Annotated in this window: 24 protein-coding genes, 1 pseudogene and 1 riboswitch; of the genes and pseudogenes, 14 read left to right on the top strand and 11 right to left on the bottom strand. The window is 60.9% G+C overall.

All coding sequences use genetic code 11. The features are described from left to right. The first annotated feature begins 2 nt into the window (after nt 1-2). Nucleotides 3-1001 (top strand): class I SAM-dependent methyltransferase, encoded by a 999-nt coding sequence (locus IHQ43_RS24245; RefSeq protein ID WP_192562370.1) that lies wholly within the window; start codon nt 3-5, stop codon nt 999-1001. A gap of 39 nt (nt 1002-1040) precedes the next feature. Continuing rightward, nucleotides 1041-1165, top strand: a riboswitch (yybP-ykoY riboswitch). An 87-nt stretch (nt 1166-1252) separates the two neighbouring features. Further along, nucleotides 1253-1837, top strand: a complete 585-nt coding sequence (locus IHQ43_RS24250; protein WP_007956837.1) for a TMEM165/GDT1 family protein — start codon at nt 1253-1255, stop codon at nt 1835-1837. 45 nt (nt 1838-1882) lie between these two features. On the opposite strand, the gene IHQ43_RS24255 is transcribed toward IHQ43_RS24250, so the two are convergent. Further along, nucleotides 1883-2701: a M48 family metallopeptidase gene (locus IHQ43_RS24255; protein WP_192562371.1), complete on the bottom strand. Its 819-nt coding sequence runs from the start codon at nt 2699-2701 to the stop codon at nt 1883-1885. Between the two features lie 1352 nt (nt 2702-4053). On the opposite strand from IHQ43_RS24255, the pseudogene IHQ43_RS29895 reads away from it, so the two are divergent. After that, nucleotides 4054-4248 (top strand): annotated as a pseudogene (locus IHQ43_RS29895) (HAMP domain-containing protein); the annotation flags it as partial. A gap of 114 nt (nt 4249-4362) precedes the next feature. Further along, nucleotides 4363-5106 carry a methyl-accepting chemotaxis protein gene (locus IHQ43_RS29900; RefSeq protein ID WP_371857322.1) on the top strand — a complete coding sequence of 248 codons (744 nt, stop codon included), beginning with the start codon at nt 4363-4365 and terminating at the stop codon, nt 5104-5106. A gap of 4 nt (nt 5107-5110) precedes the next feature. Here IHQ43_RS29900 and IHQ43_RS24265 read toward each other — a convergent pair whose 3' ends face one another. The 3 genes from IHQ43_RS24265 to IHQ43_RS24275 are packed head-to-tail and all read right to left on the bottom strand — an operon-like array spanning nt 5111 to nt 6223. Further along, nucleotides 5111-5734 carry an SOS response-associated peptidase gene (locus IHQ43_RS24265; RefSeq protein ID WP_192562373.1) on the bottom strand — a complete coding sequence of 208 codons (624 nt, stop codon included), beginning with the start codon at nt 5732-5734 and terminating at the stop codon, nt 5111-5113. A 36-nt stretch (nt 5735-5770) separates the two neighbouring features. Then, on the bottom strand, nt 5771-6031 hold the full coding sequence (locus tag IHQ43_RS24270) for a putative signal transducing protein (protein WP_011335895.1): 261 nt from the start codon (nt 6029-6031) through the stop codon (nt 5771-5773). A 9-nt stretch (nt 6032-6040) separates the two neighbouring features. Further along, nucleotides 6041-6223, bottom strand: coding sequence for a CPXCG motif-containing cysteine-rich protein (locus tag IHQ43_RS24275; protein ID WP_011335896.1), 183 nt, complete (start codon nt 6221-6223; stop codon nt 6041-6043). A gap of 142 nt (nt 6224-6365) precedes the next feature. Between IHQ43_RS24275 and IHQ43_RS24280 the strand changes: the two genes are divergently transcribed. Then, a complete protein-coding gene (locus IHQ43_RS24280) occupies nt 6366-7529 on the top strand; it encodes a 1-acyl-sn-glycerol-3-phosphate acyltransferase (RefSeq protein ID WP_170929378.1) in 1164 nt (387 codons plus the stop codon). A 49-nt stretch (nt 7530-7578) separates the two neighbouring features. Here the strand turns inward: IHQ43_RS24280 and IHQ43_RS24285 are convergent, their stop codons facing one another. After that, entirely contained in the window at nt 7579-7857 is a 279-nt protein-coding gene (locus tag IHQ43_RS24285) for a hypothetical protein (protein ID WP_085745372.1), read from the bottom strand. A 193-nt stretch (nt 7858-8050) separates the two neighbouring features. Between IHQ43_RS24285 and IHQ43_RS24290 the strand changes: the two genes are divergently transcribed. Next, a complete protein-coding gene (locus IHQ43_RS24290; RefSeq protein ID WP_039766399.1) occupies nt 8051-8257 on the top strand; it encodes a hypothetical protein in 207 nt (68 codons plus the stop codon). A 55-nt stretch (nt 8258-8312) separates the two neighbouring features. Here IHQ43_RS24290 and IHQ43_RS24295 read toward each other — a convergent pair whose 3' ends face one another. Next, nucleotides 8313-8897, bottom strand: coding sequence for a YajG family lipoprotein (locus IHQ43_RS24295; protein ID WP_096822774.1), 585 nt, complete (start codon nt 8895-8897; stop codon nt 8313-8315). A gap of 190 nt (nt 8898-9087) precedes the next feature. Between IHQ43_RS24295 and IHQ43_RS24300 the strand changes: the two genes are divergently transcribed. Both IHQ43_RS24300 and mqo read left to right on the top strand, forming a co-directional pair. Then, nucleotides 9088-9321, top strand: a complete 234-nt coding sequence (locus IHQ43_RS24300) for a hypothetical protein (RefSeq protein WP_039766297.1) — start codon at nt 9088-9090, stop codon at nt 9319-9321. A gap of 700 nt (nt 9322-10021) precedes the next feature. Then, a complete protein-coding gene (gene mqo, locus IHQ43_RS24305) occupies nt 10022-11530 on the top strand; it encodes a malate dehydrogenase (quinone) (protein WP_192562374.1) in 1509 nt (502 codons plus the stop codon). Nucleotides 11531-11605: 75 nt separating this feature from the next. On the opposite strand, the gene IHQ43_RS24310 is transcribed toward mqo, so the two are convergent. The 3 genes from IHQ43_RS24310 to IHQ43_RS24320 form a co-directional block, all read right to left on the bottom strand. Next, entirely contained in the window at nt 11606-11893 is a 288-nt protein-coding gene (locus IHQ43_RS24310; protein WP_007951679.1) for a PA4642 family protein, read from the bottom strand. A gap of 63 nt (nt 11894-11956) precedes the next feature. After that, nucleotides 11957-12436, bottom strand: a complete 480-nt coding sequence (locus tag IHQ43_RS24315; protein WP_007951680.1) for a hypothetical protein — start codon at nt 12434-12436, stop codon at nt 11957-11959. A 184-nt stretch (nt 12437-12620) separates the two neighbouring features. Then, nucleotides 12621-13178, bottom strand: a complete 558-nt coding sequence (locus tag IHQ43_RS24320; protein ID WP_007951681.1) for a hypoxanthine-guanine phosphoribosyltransferase — start codon at nt 13176-13178, stop codon at nt 12621-12623. A gap of 165 nt (nt 13179-13343) precedes the next feature. On the opposite strand from IHQ43_RS24320, the gene upp reads away from it, so the two are divergent. Both upp and IHQ43_RS24330 read left to right on the top strand, forming a co-directional pair. Next, nucleotides 13344-13982 (top strand): uracil phosphoribosyltransferase, encoded by a 639-nt coding sequence (upp, locus tag IHQ43_RS24325; protein ID WP_007951682.1) that lies wholly within the window; start codon nt 13344-13346, stop codon nt 13980-13982. 2 nt (nt 13983-13984) lie between these two features. Further along, nucleotides 13985-15259, top strand: coding sequence for a uracil-xanthine permease family protein (locus IHQ43_RS24330; RefSeq protein WP_007951684.1), 1275 nt, complete (start codon nt 13985-13987; stop codon nt 15257-15259). A gap of 146 nt (nt 15260-15405) precedes the next feature. On the opposite strand, the gene hemH is transcribed toward IHQ43_RS24330, so the two are convergent. After that, nucleotides 15406-16431, bottom strand: a complete 1026-nt coding sequence (gene hemH / locus IHQ43_RS24335) for a ferrochelatase (RefSeq protein ID WP_192562375.1) — start codon at nt 16429-16431, stop codon at nt 15406-15408. A 13-nt stretch (nt 16432-16444) separates the two neighbouring features. Then, on the bottom strand, nt 16445-17347 hold the full coding sequence (locus IHQ43_RS24340; RefSeq protein ID WP_192562376.1) for a TIGR01777 family oxidoreductase: 903 nt from the start codon (nt 17345-17347) through the stop codon (nt 16445-16447). 197 nt (nt 17348-17544) lie between these two features. Between IHQ43_RS24340 and IHQ43_RS24345 the strand changes: the two genes are divergently transcribed. From IHQ43_RS24345 to IHQ43_RS24360, 4 genes are all read left to right on the top strand, one after another. Beyond that, nucleotides 17545-18531 carry an NAD(P)/FAD-dependent oxidoreductase gene (locus tag IHQ43_RS24345; RefSeq protein WP_192562377.1) on the top strand — a complete coding sequence of 329 codons (987 nt, stop codon included), beginning with the start codon at nt 17545-17547 and terminating at the stop codon, nt 18529-18531. After that, nucleotides 18528-18743, top strand: coding sequence for a TIGR02450 family Trp-rich protein (locus tag IHQ43_RS24350; RefSeq protein ID WP_007951688.1), 216 nt, complete (start codon nt 18528-18530; stop codon nt 18741-18743). Before IHQ43_RS24345 ends, IHQ43_RS24350 begins: the two co-directional genes overlap by 4 nt. 110 nt (nt 18744-18853) lie before the next feature. Beyond that, nucleotides 18854-19816, top strand: coding sequence for a YbgA family protein (locus IHQ43_RS24355; protein ID WP_192562378.1), 963 nt, complete (start codon nt 18854-18856; stop codon nt 19814-19816). Next, entirely contained in the window at nt 19816-20757 is a 942-nt protein-coding gene (locus IHQ43_RS24360) for a MerR family transcriptional regulator (RefSeq protein ID WP_192562379.1), read from the top strand. Before IHQ43_RS24355 ends, IHQ43_RS24360 begins: the two co-directional genes overlap by 1 nt. The last annotated feature ends 13 nt before the right edge of the window (nt 20758-20770 follow it).

Consider the following 20770-nt stretch of genomic DNA (forward strand, 5'->3'; position numbering starts at 1 on the left):
TTATGGATCCGCGCAGTGAAGTACTGCTTCGTCAGGCCGAGTCATTCCAGGGTTCGGTGTTGCTGGCCGGTTTGCCTGCCGATGATCTGCTGGGGCGGCTGCCCGATGCGTTTGGCTGGTGCTGGCACGCCGGCGATCAGGCCGCACTCGATGCGCGTTTCGAAGGGCGTAGCCATTTTGGCGTGAACGTGCCGGACCGCTCGTTCGACACCGCCGTGGTGTTCCTGCCCAAGGCCAAGGACCTGACCGATTACATCCTCAATGCCGTGGCTGCGCGCCTGGCCGGGCGTGAGGTGTATCTGGTCGGGGAAAAACGCAGCGGTATCGAAGGCGCCTCCAAACAGCTCAACCCGTTCGGCAAGCCGCGCAAGCTCGACAGCGCGCGCCATTGCCAGCTGTGGCAAGTGACCGTGGCCAACGCCCCGGAAGCCAAGCCGCTGGAAAGCCTGGCGCAGACCTACGAACTGCCTCTGGCCGAAGGCCCATTGAAAGTCATCAGCCTGCCGGGCGTGTTCAGCCACGGCCGACTGGATCGCGGCAGCGCCCTGCTGCTGGAACATCTGGACAAACTGCCGAGCGGCCATCTGCTGGATTTCGGTTGCGGTGCTGGCGTGCTCGGTGCGGCGGTCAAACGTCGCTATCCGCACAATCAGGTCACGTTGCTCGACGTCGACGCATTCGCTGCCGCCAGCAGTCGCCTGACGTTGGCCGCCAACGGTCTGGAAGCCGAGGTGCTGACCGGTGACGGGATCGACGCCGCACCAATGGGTTTGAACGCGATTCTGAGCAATCCGCCGTTCCATGTCGGCGTGCACACCGATTATTTCGCCACCGAAAACTTGCTGCGAAAAGCGGCCAAACATCTGAAAAACGGCGGCGAACTTCGGCTGGTCGCCAACAGCTTCCTGAAGTATCAACCACTGATCGAAGAGCATCTCGGGGTCTGCGCGATCAAGGCAGAAGGCAACGGATTCCGGATTTACCGGGCCAAGCGCGGCTGAAAATTAGCACTTGCCGAATGGATTCTGCCTAGGCAGAATCCGCTCCGTCCTAGGGGAGTAGTCTCCCACGAGCGCCAAGCTCGTCCGGCATACGTCAACATACTTGATCCTCAGATCATGGCGTATGCGACCCAAGCGTCCGCAGCAGACGGATCGCAGGGTTTGACAAGACCTATGACACGCACACCTTACCCGGGGCGGGAAGGCTGTACGTGTCATAGCCGTGTCGACCCGCCCCTTAGGAAATCCTGATGCTGGACTCGTTACTCGTTCCCACCGCAATCGTTGCCTTGGCCGAAATCGGCGACAAGACGCAATTGCTCGCGCTGATTCTCGCCGCTCGCTTCCGCAAACCCTGGCCGATCATCGCCGGTATCGTGGCTGCGACCCTGGCCAACCACGCGGCAGCCGGTGCGGTCGGCGCCTGGTTCGGCAGTTTCTTCTCCGATTCCGTCCTTCACTGGATTCTTGCCGCGAGCTTTGCCGCCACCGCTCTGTGGACACTGGTCCCGGACAAGATGGACGACGATGAAGCCAGCACCGCCCGCAAGTTCGGGCCATTCCTGACCACGCTGATTGCGTTCTTCCTCGCGGAAATCGGTGACAAGACCCAGATCGCCACCGTGATGCTGGCAGCGCAGTACCCGGAACTGTGGCTGGTGATCATCGGTACGACGGCGGGCATGTTGATCGCCAATGTGCCAGTGGTACTGGCGGGTAATTTTGCGGCGGAGAAACTGCCGCTGACCCTGATCCGTCGACTGGCCGCCTCGGCGTTCCTGATCCTGGCGATCGTTGCGGTGTACAAGGCGATGCAGAGCAGCGGCTGGGTTTGATTTCGGCCAGTCGCTCCCACACTCGGTGTGGGAGCGACCATTGATTCAGGACTTGGGCGCTTTCTCGTAAAGCGGCATGACCTTCGGAATCGCCGCCTGCAAGGCAGCCGTGCGACTGCTGGAAGACGGGTGAGTGCTCATGAACTCTGGCGGGGCGCCTTCAGAAGCCTTGCTCATCTTGTTCCAGAGGGTGATCGCTGCGTTCGGGTTGTAACCCGCACGCGCAGCCAGCTCCAGACCAATCAGGTCGGCCTCGTTCTCGTTGGCGCGGCTGTTGGGCAGCGTCATGCCGTAGTTGGCCACGGTGTCGGCCAGCGCCAGACTGTCCTGACCCAGGCCGAGCAACGCACCCGCGCCCTGCTTGGCCATTTCGATGCCATAGGCCTTGGACATTGCTTCACGACCGTGCTCGCGCAGGGCATGGGCGATTTCATGGCCCATAACCGCGGCGATTTCATCGTCGGTGAGTTTCAGGCTGTCGATCAGCCCGGTGTAGAAAATGATCTTGCCGCCAGGGCCACAGTTGGCGTTGAGCTCGTCGCTCTTGATCAGGTTCACCTCCCACTTCCATTGCGCCGCGTCCGGACGGAAGTTCGGCGCCTGGGCGATCAAGCGGTTGGCAATCGCCTGAACGCGCTTGGCATCGTTGCTGGTCTTGTCCAGCACGCCTTTGCTGGACGCTTCGCCCACGGTCTTCTGATAGGACTGGGCATACATCTGGTCGACCTCTTGCGAGGACAGCATGCTGAACATGTACTGCTTGCGTTCCACGCCCACGGCACCGCCGCTGGTGGTGTTGACCGACTGACAGCCGGCCAGCAACAGCGCTGCGCTCAGTGCACTTACAACCAATGTCTTGTTCATTCAAAAGCTCCCTGAAAACCTGCCGCGTATCCTAGGCGGGTAATTGTATCGACGCCAGATACAACGGACGTGTTGCACGCACTTTCAGAAGTCGCCCGCCAGCATTGTAGGAAAAAATTCACATCCACCGCCGGGCCCTCTGCAACTGCGTCGCGCACTGATCCATTTGCGACATCCGGCTCCAATTCCACGCACCTTGCCTCATGGCGCAATAGTGGCTGCCGATACAGCAGCGCAGACGTCCTCTCGCGTGCGGAGCTCCCATGAAGTTCAAGTCGATCCAGTTTTCCGTGGCGGCCCTGGCCGGCGCCATCGTACTCAGCGTAGTCGCCGCGCTGGTGCTGTATGCGCTGTTCTCCGGTGCCCGCACCCAGGAGATGGTCCAGCAACGGACCCAGGCCCAGTTCGAGCAAGTCATCGAACAGCGCCTGACGTCGCTGGCACAGACCCAGGTCAGCCAGATCCAGCGCGAACTGGAAGCGCCGCTGTTGATTGCCGGCGGGCTGGTACGCGTCAACGCCCTGCTCGGCACGCCGGGCGCCGACGGCCAGCCGCGACTGACCGTCAGCCGTGAGCAACTGATCAGCCTGATCAAGGAAAACGTCGAGAAGAACCCGAAGATTCTCGGCACCTACATCGGTTGGGAAAAGAACGCACTCGACCACAACGATTCGGCCTACGTCGGCACCAGCGTGGTCGGCATCGACGCCGCCAACGGGCGTTTCCTGCCGTGGTGGTTCCGCAATGACGACGGCACCCTGGGCCTGGACAAACTGGTGGACGTCGACGACCAGAAAGTCCTGTCCACCGGCGTGCGCGCCAGCGAGTACTACCTGTGCTCGAAAGAAACCAAGAAATCCTGCGTGATCGATCCCGCCCCGTACAAGGTCGGCGACAAGATCGTCATGCTCGCCTCCTTTATTGAGCCGATCATGCTCAACGGCACGTTCCAGGGCATCGTCGGCGCCGACCTGTCGGTGAACTTCATCCAGGAAATGCTCCTGGGCGCCAACCAGAAGCTGTACAGCGGCGCCGGGCAAATGGCCCTGATCGGCGGCAACGGCCGGATCGTCGCCTACACCAAGGACCCGAGCAAATTCGGCGAGAAGGTCAGCGACATCCTCGACGCCCAGCAGATTGCCAACATGGCCAATCTCAAACGCGGCGAAGTGACGTACACCGTCAATAAAGAGCAAGGCCGGATCGAGTTGTACCTGCCGTTCGGCATCGGCCAGACCGACGCGCGCTGGACACTGATGCTGCAACTGCCGCTCGACGCGGTGATGGCCGACCTGCAAAAGCTCCAAGGCGACCTCGACGCCCAGCGCAAATCCGACACCTTCGGCATGGCCATGGTCGGCCTGATCATCGCCGGCCTCGGCCTGCTGGTGATCTGGCTGGTGGGCCACGGCATCGCCCGTCCGCTCAAACAAATGGTGACCATGCTTGATGACATCGCTCAGGGCGAAGGCGACCTGACCCGTCGCTTGAGCAGTGACCGCAATGACGAACTCGGTTCAATTGCCAAAGGCTTCAATACCTTCCTCGCCAAATTGCAGGGGATGATCACGCAGGTGGTGTCGTCGGTGCAGAGCGTCAGCGATTCCTCGGAGCACACGGCGGACATCGCGATCCGTACCAATATCGGCATTCAGAAGCAGATGGCCGAAATCGATCAGGTCGCCACCGCCGTGCAGGAAATGACCGCCACCGCGCAAGACGTGGCGCGCAACGCGACCCAGGCAGCGCAAGCGGCCAGCCATGCCGATCAGGCGGCCAGTCAGGGCATGCAGATCGTGCGCGACACTTCCAATTCGATTGGCGTGCTGGCCGTGGAAATCGGCAAGGCCGTGGACGTGGTGCAGACGCTGGCCAAGGACAGCGAGAACATCAACGCGATCCTCATTGCCATTCGCGGCATCGCCGAGCAGACCAACCTGCTGGCCCTCAACGCGGCGATCGAAGCGGCCCGTGCTGGTGAACAAGGACGCGGTTTCGCGGTAGTGGCTGACGAGGTGCGCAACCTGGCGCAGAAGACCCAGAAGGCCACCGAAGAAATCCAGAGCATGATCCAGCAACTGCAACAGGGCACCCGCGATGTGGTGCGGGTCATGGAAGACAGCCAGAACCGCACCGACGAAAGCGTGCAGCACGCGGCGAAGGCAGCCGAAGCGCTGGAGACCATTACCCAGGCGGTGTCGGTAATCAACGACATGAACACCCAGATCGCCAGCGCCGCCGAGGAACAGAGCGCGGTGGCCGACGACATCAATCGCAACGTGATCAATATCGGTCAGGTGGCGAATGAGGTGGCGGGTGGTGCCGATGAATCGAGCTCGGCGAGTGCCGATCTGACCAAACTGGCGGAGCAGCAGCGGCGGTTGATCAATCAGTTCAAGGTCTGACCGATCAGGCCGGAGTCAGGCACTCCGGCCCGTTGAGTTTCGGATCATTGACCAGATTCGCCAGCACCCGCTCGCGCAAGGCGGCGGGTTCGCTGGCGAGCAGGCCTTGCAGAACATGCAACGGTGTTGCCGGGTCGAGCCATGCTGCCTGCCCCGCCTCGTCAAGAATCAACGGCCGGCGCTGACTGGCCGCCGGCTGGGTAATCACCGCGGTGCTCAGCCACACCTGTTCCTGCACCGGGTACGCTTCCCAGATCGCCGCAAAAAACAGCGAAGCCCCCTCCCCCGGCGTCAACCAGTACGGCCGCTTGCGCACGTTGCCGCGCCATTCGTAGAAACCGTTGGCCGGCAGCAGACAGCGGCGCAGGCGCAGGGCTTCGCGAAACATCGGTTGTTCGGCGACGGTTTCAGCCCGGGCGTGGGCCGGCGTGCGTGACAGGTCGGTCAGCCACGGCGGTGTCAGCCCCCAACGGGCACGGGCCAGGGTGCGCTGGCCGTCGGGTTCGGCGCGCAGCATCAACACCGAATCGTTGGGTGAAATGTTCCACTGCGCCTGCTGATCGGCAGGAAAACCTGGCAGGCTCGCGAAATCGCGGTTCCAGCGAAACAGGGCATAACGTCCACACATGGGGCAGCACGACTCACAAATAAAACGAACGCCAGCCTAACAGACCAGCGTCCCGGGATAGCTGTCCGGTTCATCGCCGGGCAGCGGCAGCGCGGCATTGTACGCACTGATCAGCTCGCGGGCGTATTCGGCCTGGTCGTTATCGACCGACAGTCCCAACAGACCAAAGATCGGCAATTCCCCCGTGCCGCCCAGCAGATCGCGCCCCACCAGATGCGCCTCGATGCCTTCGCTGGCGAGCATGCCCTTGAGCATCTCGCCTTCCATCAGGTTTTCCGGCTCGTAGATTCGCTGCATGGGCGCGCCTCACTCGTTTTCGCTGAAGACTTCCAGAAACCAGTCCTCTCCATGGACCTGCAACACAAAGGTGATCGGCCGACAGCACACCTGACAGTCTTCGATATAGGTCTGGTCGCCAGCGGAGAGATCCACGGTCGTCTCGACCTCTTCACCACAATACGGACATTCATATACTGCGCTTTCCAGCATCGCGGTCTCCCGGGTGACTTGTGCGTATAATCGCCGGTCTATTTGCAGGGCTATTTTTGTCTGGCTACTTTTTCAGACCGTGCCCCGTTGGTTTTCGATCAAAACCTTTACTTACCCTAGCCGTTTCCAACAAGAGAGCATGATGGGCGAATTCGATGCCATCCGACCTTACGACGACAGCGAAGTACCTGCGGTACTGGCGCGACTGCTCGGCGACAAGGCGTTTCTAGATATCCTCACCCACTTCCGCTTCCCGCGTTTTGCCGGTGCCTTCGGCTGGATGCTCAAACCACTTATAGCCCATCGGCTGCGTCGTGAGTTTGCCGACGTGACCTCCGTGGCCACTTTGCAGGACAAGGTCGAGTTCTACGTCGACCACACCATCGAGCGCGCCACCGACGGCGTGACCTACACCGGCGTCGAGCAATTCAAGTCCGGCAGCGCCTATCTGTTCATCGCCAATCACCGTGACATCGTGATGGACCCTGCCTTCGTCAACTACGCGGTGTACCACGCCGGCCTGCCGACGCCGCGCATCGCGATTGGCGACAACCTGCTGCAAAAGCCGTTCGTCAGCGATCTGATGCGTCTGAACAAGAGCTTCATCGTTCATCGCTCGATCACCGGGCGCCGCGAGAAAATGGCCGCCTATCAACTGCTGTCGGCGTACATCAACCACTCGATCCGCAACGACTGCGCCTCGATCTGGATCGCCCAGGCCGAAGGCCGGGCCAAGGACGGCGACGACCGTACCGAGTCGGCGATCCTCAAGATGTTCCACATGAGCCGCAAGGACGAGCCGTTCGGCGAAGTGATTCAGTCGCTGAACCTGACCCCGGTGTCGATCAGCTACGAATACGACCCGTGCGACCAGGCCAAGGCCCGCGAGCTGTACATCCGCGCCACCACCGGCACCTACAGCAAGGCGCCGGGCGAGGATGACGTGAGCATCGCCAAGGGCATCACCGGCTACAAGGGCCGGGTGCACGTGAACTTCGCCGCGCCGATCACCGAATTGTTCGAAGACACCAAGCAATTGGCGGTCGAAATGGACAAGCAGATTCTCGGCGGCTATCGCCTGTTCCCGGTGCATTACCTGGCGTACGCGCAGTGGGCGGATGCCGATCCGCAGCTGAACGTACCCAAGGCTGCCGAGGTGTTCGGTGCCGAGGAGCTGGCCAAGGCCCAGGAAGAATGGCAGAACCGTCTGGACGCCTGCCCCGAGGAGCACCGTCCGTATCTGGTGCTGCAATATGCGACGCCGGTGCGCAATCAGTACCGGGTCAAGGCTGGACTGCCGCTGTAAGCGCTGTCGGCCAGATACAAAAACGGCGCCTTCGGGCGCCGTTTTTCGTTCAGAAGCGGGTACTGATCCAGGACACCAGCAACGCCAGGCCCAGACAGGCAAAACCGAAGCGGTAGAAGAAGCGGTTCATGCGCAGGGTCGCCCAATCGAGCACCGGCTCCTGATCCGGCTGGTGCTGACGCTGGGCCGCGATACTGGCCATCGCCCGTTGTTCACGGCGGCGGGTCGCGTGCAGCAGCCAACTGCCGGGGAAGGCCAACAGCAGGGCCAGCAGGTTGATCAGTTTGGCGGGATGGGCGGTAAACAGCGTCATCAAGTGCAGCGACATCACAGACCTCAATCTAGACCGGTATGGCGAACGCCAGACCGACGACCGCGGCGCGGATTCTACCGAAACCCTCCCCGACTGCCCTAGCCTTTGCGACAAATAACCCGTCAATCGACCGATGGCTGTCCTGTGTCACGGCATCGTCATTTGTTTCAGTCACCCTGCGCGCCTCGAAACCGACACGGAACGCGACATGCTTCACGCTGAAAACCAGGATCGCCTGTACCTCATCTCTCCGTCCGACGAACAACAGACCCTCGTCGGCAGCCTGGCCTTCAATGTTCAGGACCGTCACTGGCTGGTGTATTGCGCCCTCGGCGGGCATCAGCATGCGGACTTGCCCGAGACCGACCTGCTGACTGGCGTCAGCGTCCTCGACTTCTACTCACAAGCCGCCTGAACGAAAAAGCCCGGGGCCATCACTGGCCCCGGGCTTTTTCACATCAGCCGAATACTTACTCGGCGAGGATCTGACCCACGGTCGGATCCTTGAACAGGCGGGTCAGCGCATCGCTCAGCACGTCGCTGACCAGTTTGGTGTTGGTTTCCTGATTCGGCGCCATGCCGAAACGCTGGTCCAGCGAGGCACCGTAACGACCGCTGTAGCGACGGTTGCCGCTCTGCACGTCGGAACGGAAGGTCGCGCCGATGGTGGCTTCGGTGACGTACATACCTTCTTTCGGCGACTGGTATTTCAGTTCAGTCAGGGTCACGGTCAGTTGTGGAGCATTCATCGCGCCATTGGACGGGGTGAAGCCCAACAGACGCACGGCCGCTTCAGCCTGAGCCTGCAACTTCGGCAGGATCTGCTCGCGCTGCACGGTGATGGCGCTGGTTTCCGGGTACAGGCCGCCACGGGTGCCGAGGGTTGGTGACGGACGACCGTCGACCACGCGGACCACGACAGGCTGGCCATGGCCGACCGGTGCCAGCTGAGTGGTCAGCTTCGGTTCCGGGCTCAGTTGTTGCGGGCTGTGGGCGCAGCCAACCAGGGTCAAACTGGTCACAGTGATCAAACCGAACAACAGGCGTTGCAACATGCTCTTCTCTCCAGAATCAGGCACAGACAGGCCGGCAGTATAGCGGTGGGCCACTGTGGGTCACCAGCACTGAAATCTCTGACAAAACCCGCCGCCAGCGGTTCCTGTCACACATTCTTCACCCCCCATACACGTTCGCGTCACGGCCTTTTGACAATCTTGCTCACAGATCCCCAGAAGGAGCACTGCCATGCGCTATCTGATCTCGTTGTTCGCCCCACGCCCGCTGCACCGCAGCTTCGCCCTGCTCGACCGCAACGGCCATTGCCAGGCCTTCAAGCAATGCAGCCTGCAACCGATGGGTGACGGCTGGGTGGAAATCGAGGAAATCCGTCTCAACTGGCTGCACCAGCCGCTGCCCGCCAGCGCCCGGGTCGAACAGCAGCGCCCACGCGCACGTGCCCAGGCGATGTTGAGCATCTGACCGGATGCCTAATAAAAGTCATTAAACTCGACCAACTCCCCGCATTTCTTCGATACAATCTCCCCCCGATTATAAGGACGTCTCCTGATCGGGCCCCGCAACAGCGTCAATGCGCTTGCATTGGCATCCAAATCGCCCACAGAGAGCCGCCCACACAGATCGAGTGAAGCTGGCGTGCTTGCTGTTTCCCTGGCAAATCCCGCTTTTCGCGAATCTGCAGAGCTGTCATGACGCTCGGCCACTGAGTTGTTTGCCCCTCCGGGCACGGTGCCAGCCCCGGACAGCCCTTTTTGAGGTTCACGTCTTCAAAAGAGCGTGAAAAAAACGGGTTTTCACAACTTCACAAGAGTGTGGCGAGCAAATGAATAGTTTTGCGTCTGAACATGCACCATTAGCGTCTGAAACAGCCCAACGACACAGGAACGGGAACGCCTCGAATACCGGAGCCTGAAGCCTGTCCGCTACGGATTTGGTTGCACAAACGGATGTCTCGACCATAAGTCGAATTGCCAGCCCCGTGCCGAAATGAGTTCATGGGACTCTTGAAGCCAGGCCGCACGCATCCGTCGAAGTTGCGAAAAATTGCGAAGATTCGGACATGGCAAACCTGACCAAGGATACCCGGGGCTTAACTGACCTGCCCTGAACGCCTGGCAGCCATGCCGACAATTTGGTGCTGCAGATTTTGGAGACGCGTTAAATGGCGCATAACGAAGCAGTCGACGTAGTTCTGGTTGGGGCCGGCATCATGAGTGCCACCCTCGCAGTACTGCTCAAGGAACTCGACCCGGCGATCAAGCTGGAAGTCGTCGAGCTGATGGATTCCGGTGCCGCGGAGAGTTCCAACCCATGGAACAACGCCGGTACCGGCCACGCCGGCCTGTGCGAGCTGAACTACACGCCGCAGGCTGCCGACGGCACCGTCGACATCAAGAAAGCCGTGCACATCAACACCCAGTTCGAGGTGTCGAAGCAATTCTGGTCGTACCTGACCAAAAAGGGCACGTTCGGCTCGTGCAAATCCTTCATCAGCCCGGTTCCACACCTGAGCTATGTCGAAGGCGAAAAAGGCGTTTCATTCCTCAAGGAACGCTTCAACGTATTGCACAAGCACCACGCCTTCGCCGACATGGAATACACCGAAGACAAGGCGAAGATGGCCGAGTGGATGCCGCTGATGATGCCGGGTCGTCCGAAAGACCAGGTACTCGCCGCCACCCGCGTGATCAACGGCACCGACGTCAACTTCGGCGCCCTGACCAATCAGTTGCTCAAGCACCTGACCAGCGCACCCGATGCCCAGGTCAAGTACTGCAAGCGCGTGACCGGCCTCAAGCGTAACGCCAACGGCTGGACCGTCAGCATCAAGGACGTCAACAGCGGCAGCAGCCGTGAAGTCGACGCCAAATTCGTATTCCTCGGCGCCGGTGGCGCGGCCCTGCCGCTGCTGCAAGCTTCGGGCATCGAAGAAAGCAAAGGCTTCGGCGGCTTCCCGATCAGCGGCCAGTGGCTGCGTTGCGACAACCCGGAAGTGGTCAAGCATCACCAGGCCAAGGTTTACAGCCAGGCCGCCGTGGGTTCGCCACCGATGTCGGTGCCGCACCTGGACACCCGCGTGGTCGACGGCAAGAAATCCCTGCTGTTCGGGCCATACGCCGGTTTCACCACCAAGTTCCTCAAGCACGGCTCCTTCATGGACCTGCCGCTGTCGGTTCGCGCCGGCAACATCGGGCCGATGCTGGCTGTGGCGAAAAACAACATGGACCTGACCAAGTACCTGGTCAGCGAAGTGATGCAGTCGATGGAACAGCGCCTGGAATCCCTGCGCCGTTTCTACCCGGAGGCGAAAGCCGAAGACTGGCGCCTGGAAGTGGCCGGCCAACGGGTGCAGATCATCAAGAAAGACCCGAAAAAAGGCGGCATCCTGCAGTTCGGTACCGAACTGGTCGCCGCGAAGGACGGCTCCCTCGCCGCCCTGCTCGGCGCTTCGCCAGGCGCTTCGGTGACCGTTTCGATCATGCTGGAACTGATCGAGAAATGCTTCCCGGCCAAGGCCAAGGGTGAGTGGGCTGCCAAACTGGCGGAAATCTTCCCGGCCCGTGAAAAGGTCCTGGAAACCGACGCTGCGCTGTATCGCAAGATCAACACGCAAAACAACGTCGCGCTGGAACTGGTTGAAGCCAGCAACGAGACCGAAAGCTACGCCTGATTCGGCGCCATGAAAAACGCCCCGCACTCGGTGAGTGCGGGGCGTTTTTTTATGCCTGTGGAAAACTTCGTGCTATCAGCCGCGTGCTTTCTCGATCAGCTCGATGTATTCCGGGGCGTTGCGCTGATCGCGGATCTGGTCGACGAAGGTCTTGCCGTGCTCGTCCTTGCCGTCCACGTCATAACCGGCTGCAACGAAGAACGTCAGGAAACGCTCGAAATCGTCGATGCGCAGGCCACGGTAAGCCTTGACCAGTTTGTGCAGCGACGGCGAGGTGGCGTCGACCGGCTCAAAATCGAGGAACAGCTTGATCTGCTCATCGCCGATCTCGTCACCAATCACTTGCTTCTTATCTTTACGCATTGCCGACTCCAGCTCGCAGACATTTCACGGGGCGGGCAGTTTACCCCTGCGCAGGCACAAGGCTCAACGCGAGCGCGTGCTGCCGGTGTGCAAATCGGCCCAGATGTGGCCGTTGGCGTAGGTCAGGAACTGGCAATACACGGTGTCATTGCGCAACAGATCGATCACCACCCGGTACTGGGCCAGCGGGTAGAACAGCGTCAGGGTCTTGCTCTTGTCGTCATACACCGGTTTTTTCAGACTTTTGCTTTCGCCATCGAAGTTGACCAGCACCTGATTGATCGTCGCGCCCTTGTTCAGGGACTTGCCCTTGAGGCGGATCATCAATGGCGACGTGACCGGAATCGGCTGCTGATTGGACTGACGCTGGGCCCCCACGACCACTGAATAATCGGTGACCTGCAACAGTTGCTGCTGCTCGGGTTCGGCATCGCGCAGGGTCAGGTCGTCCGGCGGCAGGAATTGGCTGTGCATCGGGGCGGCGGCCAGGGGCAGGCTGAGGGTCAGCAACAGGGCGGCGCAGCTGCGGATCAAGAGGCTCATGACAGGCTCCGGGGGGCGGGGCCGAGCACTCTAGCATGGGTATCGCGGATGGATCAGCACACACAAAAACAACTGTGGGAGCGTGGCTTGCCCGCGATAGCGTCGGGTCAGATTCCAATGACGGTGACTGACACGACGCCTTCGCGGGCAAGCCCGCTCCCACAGGGCTTGGGGTTACCCGGAATTACATGCCTTTGACGGCGAAGATCCCGTTGGCGTTGCGCCAGTAGCCTTTGTAGTCCATGCCGTAACCGAAGATGTAACGGTCGATGCACGGCAGACCGACGAAGTCGGCTTTCAGGTCAGGACGGGCCTTGCGGTCGTGATCCTTGTCGATCAGCACGGCGGTGTGTACTTTGCGCGCGCCGGCGTGACGGCAGAAGTCGATGATCGCGCCCAGGGTGTGACCTTCGTCGAGGATGTCGTCGATGATCAGCACGTCGCGGTCGATGAACGAGACTTCCGGCTTGGCTTTCCAGAACAGGTCGCCGCCGCTGGTTTCGTTGCGATAGCGGGTGGCGTGCAGGTAGGACGCTTCCAGCGGGAACTGCAGATGGGTCAGCAGTTTGCCGGAGAAGATCAGACCGCCGTTCATCACGCAGAACACCACCGGATTGCTGTCGGCCAGTTGTTCGTTGATTTGTGCACCGACGCGGGCAATGGCTGCCTCGACTTCAGCTTCGGTGTACAGGCAGTCAGCCTCTCGCATGATTTGACGGATATGCTCGAGATCAGCGGACATGGCGCTCTCCAAGGGGGGTCTGTTTCGGAAAAGCGGGCAAAGGTACGCATCCCGCACGGCCGAATCAAGCATTTGTGGACTAACGTACTGTATGTCCTATAGGACATCACCCTCGGATAGATTAATCTAGGCCGGTTTTTTTGCCCGCCGCCGGAGCCTTTCCCCATGTCCATCCAAGAGATCCGCCATCCGCTGATCCGTCACAAACTTGGCCTTATGCGCCGTGCAGACATCAGCACCAAGAATTTCCGCGAGCTCGCTCAGGAAGTCGGTGCGCTGTTGACCTATGAAGCTACCAAAGACCTGCCGCTGGAAACCTACGACATCGAAGGTTGGTGCGGCACCGTGTCGGTCGAGAAAATCGCCGGCAAGAAGATTACCGTCGTGCCGATCCTGCGTGCCGGTATCGGCATGCTCGAAGGCGTGCTGAGCCTGATCCCGGGCGCCAAGGTCAGCGCCGTCGGCGTTGCCCGTAACGAAGAAACCCTGCAGGCCCACACCTATCTGGAAAAACTGGTTCCGGAAATCGACGAACGCCTGGCGATGATCATCGACCCGATGCTCGCTACCGGCAGCTCCATGGTTGCGACCATCGACCTGCTGAAGAAGGCCGGCTGCAAGGACATCCGCGCGATGGTGCTGGTGGCCGCGCCGGAAGGCATTGCCGCTGTCGAGAAAGCTCACCCGGACGTGATCATCTACACCGCGTCCATCGATCAGAAACTCAACGAGCACGGTTACATCATTCCTGGGCTTGGCGATGCCGGTGACAAGATCTTCGGCACCAAGCAGAAGGACGCGTAACCATGCAGCAAGAGTTCAACGATCCGCTCTGGCGCACGGTGCTGTCCGGCGCACAGATGCTGTTCGTGGCTTTCGGCGCCCTGGTGCTGATGCCGCTGATCACGGGCCTGGACCCGAACGTGGCACTGTTTACCGCGGGTCTGGGGACGATTCTGTTCCAGATCGTCACCGGGCGTCAGGTGCCGGTGTTCCTGGCGTCGAGCTTTGCCTTCATCACTCCGATCATTCTCGCCAAGGGTCAGTTCGGCCTCGCCGCGACCATGGGCGGCGTGATGGCGGCCGGTTTCGTCTACACCTTCCTGGGCCTTGCCGTGAAGATCAAAGGCACCGGGTTCATTGACCGTCTGCTGCCGCCGGTGGTGATCGGTCCGGTGATCATCTCCATCGGCCTGGCCATGGCGCCGATTGCCGCGAACATGGCGATGGGCAAGGCCGGTGACGGTTCGGAGCTGATCCATTACCAGACCGCCATGATGATCTCGATGCCGGCGCTGCTGACCACGTTGATCGTGGCGGTGTTCGGCAAAGGCATCTTCCGTCTGGTGCCGATCATTTCCGGCGTGCTGGTGGGTTTCGCCATGTCCTTCTATTTCGGTGTCGTCGACACCGCGAAGATTGCGGCGGCCCCATGGTTTGCACTTCCTCATTTCACCGCGCCGGAGTTCAATTGGCAGGCGATCCTGTTCATCGTCCCGGTGGCGCTGGCCCCGGCCATCGAACACATCGGCGGCGTGATTGCCGTCGGCAGCGTGACCGGTCGCGACTACCTGAAGAAGCCGGGCCTGCATCGCACTCTGCTCGGTGACGGTATCGCCACCACGGCAGCCGGCCTGTTCGGCGGCCCGCCCAACACGACCTACGCGGAAGTGACTGGCGCGGTGATGCTGACCAAGAACTACAACCCGAAAATCATGACCTGGGCGGCGATCTTCGCCATCACCCTGGCGTTCATCGGCAAGTTCGGCGCCCTGCTGCAAAGCATTCCGGTGCCGGTGATGGGCGGGATTCTGTGCCTGTTGTTCGGTTCGATCGCAGCGGTGGGGATGAACACCCTGATCCGCCACAAGATCGACCTGGGCGAGGCGCGCAATCTGGTGATCGTTTCGGTGACCCTGGTCTTCGGCATCGGCGGTGTGCTGGTCGGCACCGGCACAGGTCCGGATGACTTCGGCCTCAAAGGCATCGCGCTGTGCGCGGTGGTGGCGATTGCGCTGAACCTGATCCTGCCGGGCAACGACAGCTGGAAACACAAGAAGGCGGATGAGCCGCTGATCTAACGACGGATCGTTCCCACGCTCATCGTCATGATCGTTCCCACGCTCCGCGTGGGAATGCAGCCAGTGACGCTCCGCCTCACTGGACGCGGAGCGTCCCCAGAGGCATTCCCACGCAGAGCGTGGGAACGATCAATCATCGACGATCATCAAAGGGCCAGTGGCGCCCGTTCACACAACGTTGCCAACGCCTTCGCCCATTGCGGGTCATCGTTCAGGCACGGCACCAGCACCAGCTCCTCTCCCCCCGCCTCGCGGAACTGCTCCTTGCCGCGATCGCCGATCTCTTCCAGGGTCTCGATGCAATCGGCAACGAACGCCGGGCACATCACCAGAATCTTCTTCACGCCGCTCTTGGCCAGTTCATCCAGCCGCGCTTCGGTGTAGGGCTCGATCCACTTCGCCCGACCCAGCCGCGACTGAAACGACACCGACCACTTGCCGTCCGGCAGCCCCATGCGCTCAGCGAACAATGCCGCCGTGCGCAGGCATTGCGCGCGATAACAGGTGGCCAACACTGCGGGCGAAGCATTCTTGCAGCAATCGGCATTCTTGAAGCAATGATTGCCGGTCGGATCGAGTTTGGTCAGGTGCCGCTCCGGCAGGCCATGGAAGCTCAGCAGCAAGTGATCATAATCCTGCTGCAAATGCGGTCTGGCGCTCGCCACCAGAGCGTCAAGGTATTCCGGCTGATCGTAGAACGGCTGCAGGATTGATAGCTGCACATCAAGTTTCTTCTCGCGCACGACCCTTCTGGCTTCCTGAATCACCGTGGTCGTGGTGCTGTCGGCGAACTGTGGATAAAGCGGCGCGAGGGTGATGCGTTTATGCCCCGCCGCGACCAGCTTCAACAGACTTGTCTCGATCGACGGCTCGCCGTAACGCATGGCCAGCTCAACCGGGCCGTGAGTCCACTGCGCCTTCATCTGCTGTTGCAGGCGACGACTGAGCACCACCAGCGGCGAACCCTCGTCCCACCAGATCGAGGCATAGGCATGGGCCGACTGCTCGGGTCGCTTGATCAGGATCAGCGACACCAGCAGACGCCGCACCGGCCACGGCAGGTCGATCACGTACGGGTCCATCAGGAATTGATTGAGGTAGCTGCGCACGTCGGCCACCGAAGTGGAGGCCGGCGAACCCAGGTTGACCAGAAGCAAGGCGTGATCGGTCATGCAACGTCCTATTTCAGAGGCGGCTGGAAAGATCGTCCAGGGCCGCGCGTAAATCCGTGAACCGGAAAGTGAATCCCGCTTCCAGCAAGCGTTTCGGCGTGGCCCGTTGGCCACCCAGCAACAGCAATGACATCTCGCCGAGCCCGACCTTCAACGCCAGGGCCGGCATCGGCATGAACGCCGGGCGGTGCAGCACGCTGCCCAGCGTCTTGGCGAATTCGCGATTGCGCACAGGTTTCGGCGCGCACGCATTATAAGGACCGCTCGCCTGATTGCGGTGCAGAAGAAAATCAATCAGGGCAATTTGGTCATCGATATGAATCCACGGCATCCACTGCCGACCGTTGCCCAAAGGCCCGCCCAGCCCGAGCTTGAACGGCAGCAGCAGGCGCGACAAAAAGCCGCCCTCGGCCGACAGCACCAGGCCTGTGCGCACCAGCACCACGCGAATATCCATCGCTTCGGCGCGTTGCGCGGTTTCCTCCCAGGCGATGCACAACTGGCTGGCGAAATCGTCGATCACCGGCGGCGAGTCTTCGGTCAACTCGCGCTCGCCGCCGTCACCGTACCAACCCACGGCCGAGCCCGAGATCAGCAGCGACGGTTTCTGCCCGCGTTTCTCCAGCCACGCCAGCAACGACTCGGTCAGCGTGATCCGGCTGCTCCACAACAATGCCTTGCGCCGATGAGTCCACGGCCGGTCGGCGATCGGCGCGCCGGCGAGGTTGACGATCACGTCGACCGGTTCGTCGCCAAGGTCCTCCAGACGCGCAATGCCACGCATCTGGGCGCCACAGATTTTTGCGACTTTCTCCGGACGACGACTCCAGACGGTCAGGCGATGACCTTGCCCGGACCAGAGCCGGCAAAGCTGACGTCCGATCAATCCAGTACCGCCGGTCAGCAATATGTGCATGACATCTTCCTCGCGTGGCGTTTTACCTCGATCACTAGTCTATTTTTATAAACAGGGATCTTTTCTATCGGGCAGGCTCTATTGTTTAACCATAGGCCAAGCTGTCAGAACGAGAACGCTGGAAGTTATACCAAAAAACAAAATTGTACAGGTTTCATCCACGGCGTAGTCTGTACAGAAAGGTAAACGAGGCCCCTATGACTGTACCTATCGCAATCATTGGCACCGGCATCGCCGGACTCTCCGCCGCCCAGGCCCTGACGGATGCCGGGCATACCGTTCAGCTGTTCGATAAAAGCCGCGGCAGCGGCGGGCGCATGTCGAGCAAGCGCAGCGACGCAGGCTCGCTGGACATGGGCGCGCAATACTTCACCGCCCGTGACCGGCGCTTCGTCACCGAAGTCCAGCGTTGGCAAAGCAAAGGCTGGGTCGCCGAATGGGCGCCGCAGCTCTACACCTATCATGGCGGGCAACTGAACCTGTCGCCGGACGAACAGACCCGCTGGGTCGGTACGCCGCGCATGAGCGCCATCACTCGGGGGCTGCTCGACGGACTTGAAGTGCATTTCGCCTGTCGGATCACCGAGGTCTATCGCGGCGAAGAACACTGGCACCTGCAGGACGCCGAGGGCTTCACCCACGGGCCGTTCAGCCACGTCGTGATCGCCACGCCGGCGCCTCAGGCCACCGCCCTGCTGGCAGCCGCACCGAAACTCGCCGGCGCCGCCGCCGGAGTCAAAATGGACCCGACCTGGGCCGTCGCCCTCGCCTTCGACACACCGCTGGATACGCCGATCGAAGGCTGCTTCGTCCAGGACAGCCCCCTCGACTGGCTGGCCCGCAACCGCAGCAAACCGGGACGCGACACCACGTGTGATACCTGGGTCCTGCACGCCACCAGCGCCTGGAGCCGGCAACACATTGATCTGCCCAAGGAAGCGGTGATCGAACAATTGCACGGCGCCTTCGCCGAATTGCTGCACAGCGCCATGCCTGCCCCGACCTTCAGTCTCGCCCACCGCTGGCTCTATGCCCGCCCGGCCAGCAGTCATGAATGGGGCACTCTGGCCGACGCCGATCTGGGCCTGTACGCCTGTGGCGACTGGTGCCTGTCAGGCCGGGTCGAAGGGGCATGGCTCAGTGGCCAGGAAGCTGCACGCCGCCTGCATGAGCACCTTCAGTGAACCGAATCAATCCGCGCAAATTGCTGCTGTCGAAGTGGACAGCAGCCCATCCGCAAAACCGTGAGAAGCACTTTCTGGTGACCGAACTGTTCCGCGACGAGGACGGTACGGTGCTGGAAATCGAGTTGCAGGCAGTGCTGACCCGGCGTACCGAGCAATGCGACTGGCAAACCCTGCAAGATGATTCACGCTGGAAAATGGGCTGGCGCTGAAAACCTCAAAAACTTGTACAAACAATTTGACTTGTACATCTTTGAATCTATGCTGAAAGAATGTTGTACAGACCTATTCGTCTGTACAGGTTCAGATTCGAGGTTGCTGCATGTCCGACTTATCGACGTCCCTGCCCAAAATCGCCATCAGCGCCTGCCTGATGGGCGCCGAGGTGCGCTACAACGGTGGCCACAAGGAATCGCGGCTGTGCAGTCGTACCCTGGCGGAGCATTTCGAATTCGTTCCGGTGTGTCCCGAAGTAGCGATCGGTCTGGGGATTCCTCGTGAACCGATCCGTCTGGTGGGTGACCCGAACAAGCCTGAGGCGGTCGGCACCGTCAACCCATCGATCAATGTCACTGATCCACTGGCCGCCTACGGCGAAAAAATGGCTGCAGAACTCAACGATATCTGCGGCTACATCTTCATGCAGCAGTCGCCGTCGTGCGGTCTGGAGCGGGTCAAGGTCTATCACGCCAACGGCGCACCGGTGAATGGTGGCGGACGTGGCATCTACGCCGAAGCATTCTGCGCACGGCATCCGGATCTGCCGGTGGAAGAAGCGGGCCGCCTGAACGATCCCGTACTGCGGGAAAATTTCATCACCCGTGTACTCGCCTACAGCGAATGGCAACAAGTGCTCAAGCACGGCCTGAGCCGTCGGGTGCTCACCGAATTCCACTCCCGCTACAAATATCTGCTGATGGCCCACAACCCGGTGCAATACAAGGCGCTGGGCAATCTGCTGGGCAACATGGGCCAGACCGACCCGGTCGAGCTGGGCCCGCGCTATTTCAGCGAATTGATGGCGGCGCTGAAAAAATGCGCCACCCGCCGCACCCACAGCAATGTCCTGCAGCACATCAGTGGTTACCTGAAACAGGTCATCACCCCCGAAGACAAACAGGAAGTGCAGCACATCATCGGCCAGTACCGTCACGGCATCGTGCCGCTGGTGGTCCCGCTGACGCTGCTCAAGCACCACTTTCGCCTCCACCCGGATCCCTACATTGCGCAGCAGGTGTACTTGCAGCCGCATCCGGAAAACCTCAGCCTGCGAAACGCCATTTGATGAACGACTCACCCGACACCAGCGCCCGTGAAGACCTGGGCGCCGACTTCAAGAAAGCCCTCGACGAAGGTTGGCTGCCGATCCGTGAAGTCGCGCGGCAAACCGGCGTCAATGCCGTAACGCTACGCGCCTGGGAGCGACGCTACGGGCTGATCGTCCCGCAGCGCACACCCAAGGGCCATCGCCTGTACAACGCCGAGCATGTGCAACGTATCCAGCACATCCTCACCTGGCTCAACCGCGGCGTTGCGGTCAGCCAGGTCAAACCGTTGCTCGACACGGCGCAGGCCGTCAACGAACCGGTGGAGAACGAATGGTTTGCGCTGCGCCAGGCTGCTTTGATGGCGGTCACGCAACTCAATGAACGCAGCCTCGACGACAGCATCAACCAGGCGATGGCGCTGTATCCGCCGCGCACGCTGTGCGAGCAATTGCTGCTGCCGCTGCTGACGGATCTCGAACAACGCTGGCAGGGCCAGTTCGGTGCGCAGATGGAGCGCGTGTTCTTTTATGCCTGGTTACGCAGCAAATTCGGCGCACGCATCTACCATAACAATCGTCAGTTGCGCACCGCGCCGCTGCTGCTGGTCAATCAATCGGATCTGCCGCTGGAACCGCATCTGTGGCTCTGCGCCTGGCTGATCAGCAGCGCCGATTGCCCGGTACACGTGTTCGACTGGCCTCTGCCGCCCGGTGAGCTGGGTTTGGCAACCGATACCCTGCAAGCCCGTGGCGTACTGCTGTATTCCAGCAAAGCCCTGAACCTTGCGCAGCTGCCGAAACTTTTGAATGGCGTCAGCTGCCCAAAACTGATTGCCGGACCAACGGTGTGCATCCACCACGCCGAGTTGTCCGTAAAAACCTGCGAACTCGCTGATCTGTTCCTGGCCGAAGATCCCCTGTCGGCGCATCGGGTACTCGTTCAGCGTGGGTTGATTTAATGATTCAGACAGA

The sequence above is a fragment of the Pseudomonas gozinkensis genome, from assembly GCF_014863585.1.
Taxonomy (GTDB): domain Bacteria; phylum Pseudomonadota; class Gammaproteobacteria; order Pseudomonadales; family Pseudomonadaceae; genus Aquipseudomonas; species Aquipseudomonas gozinkensis.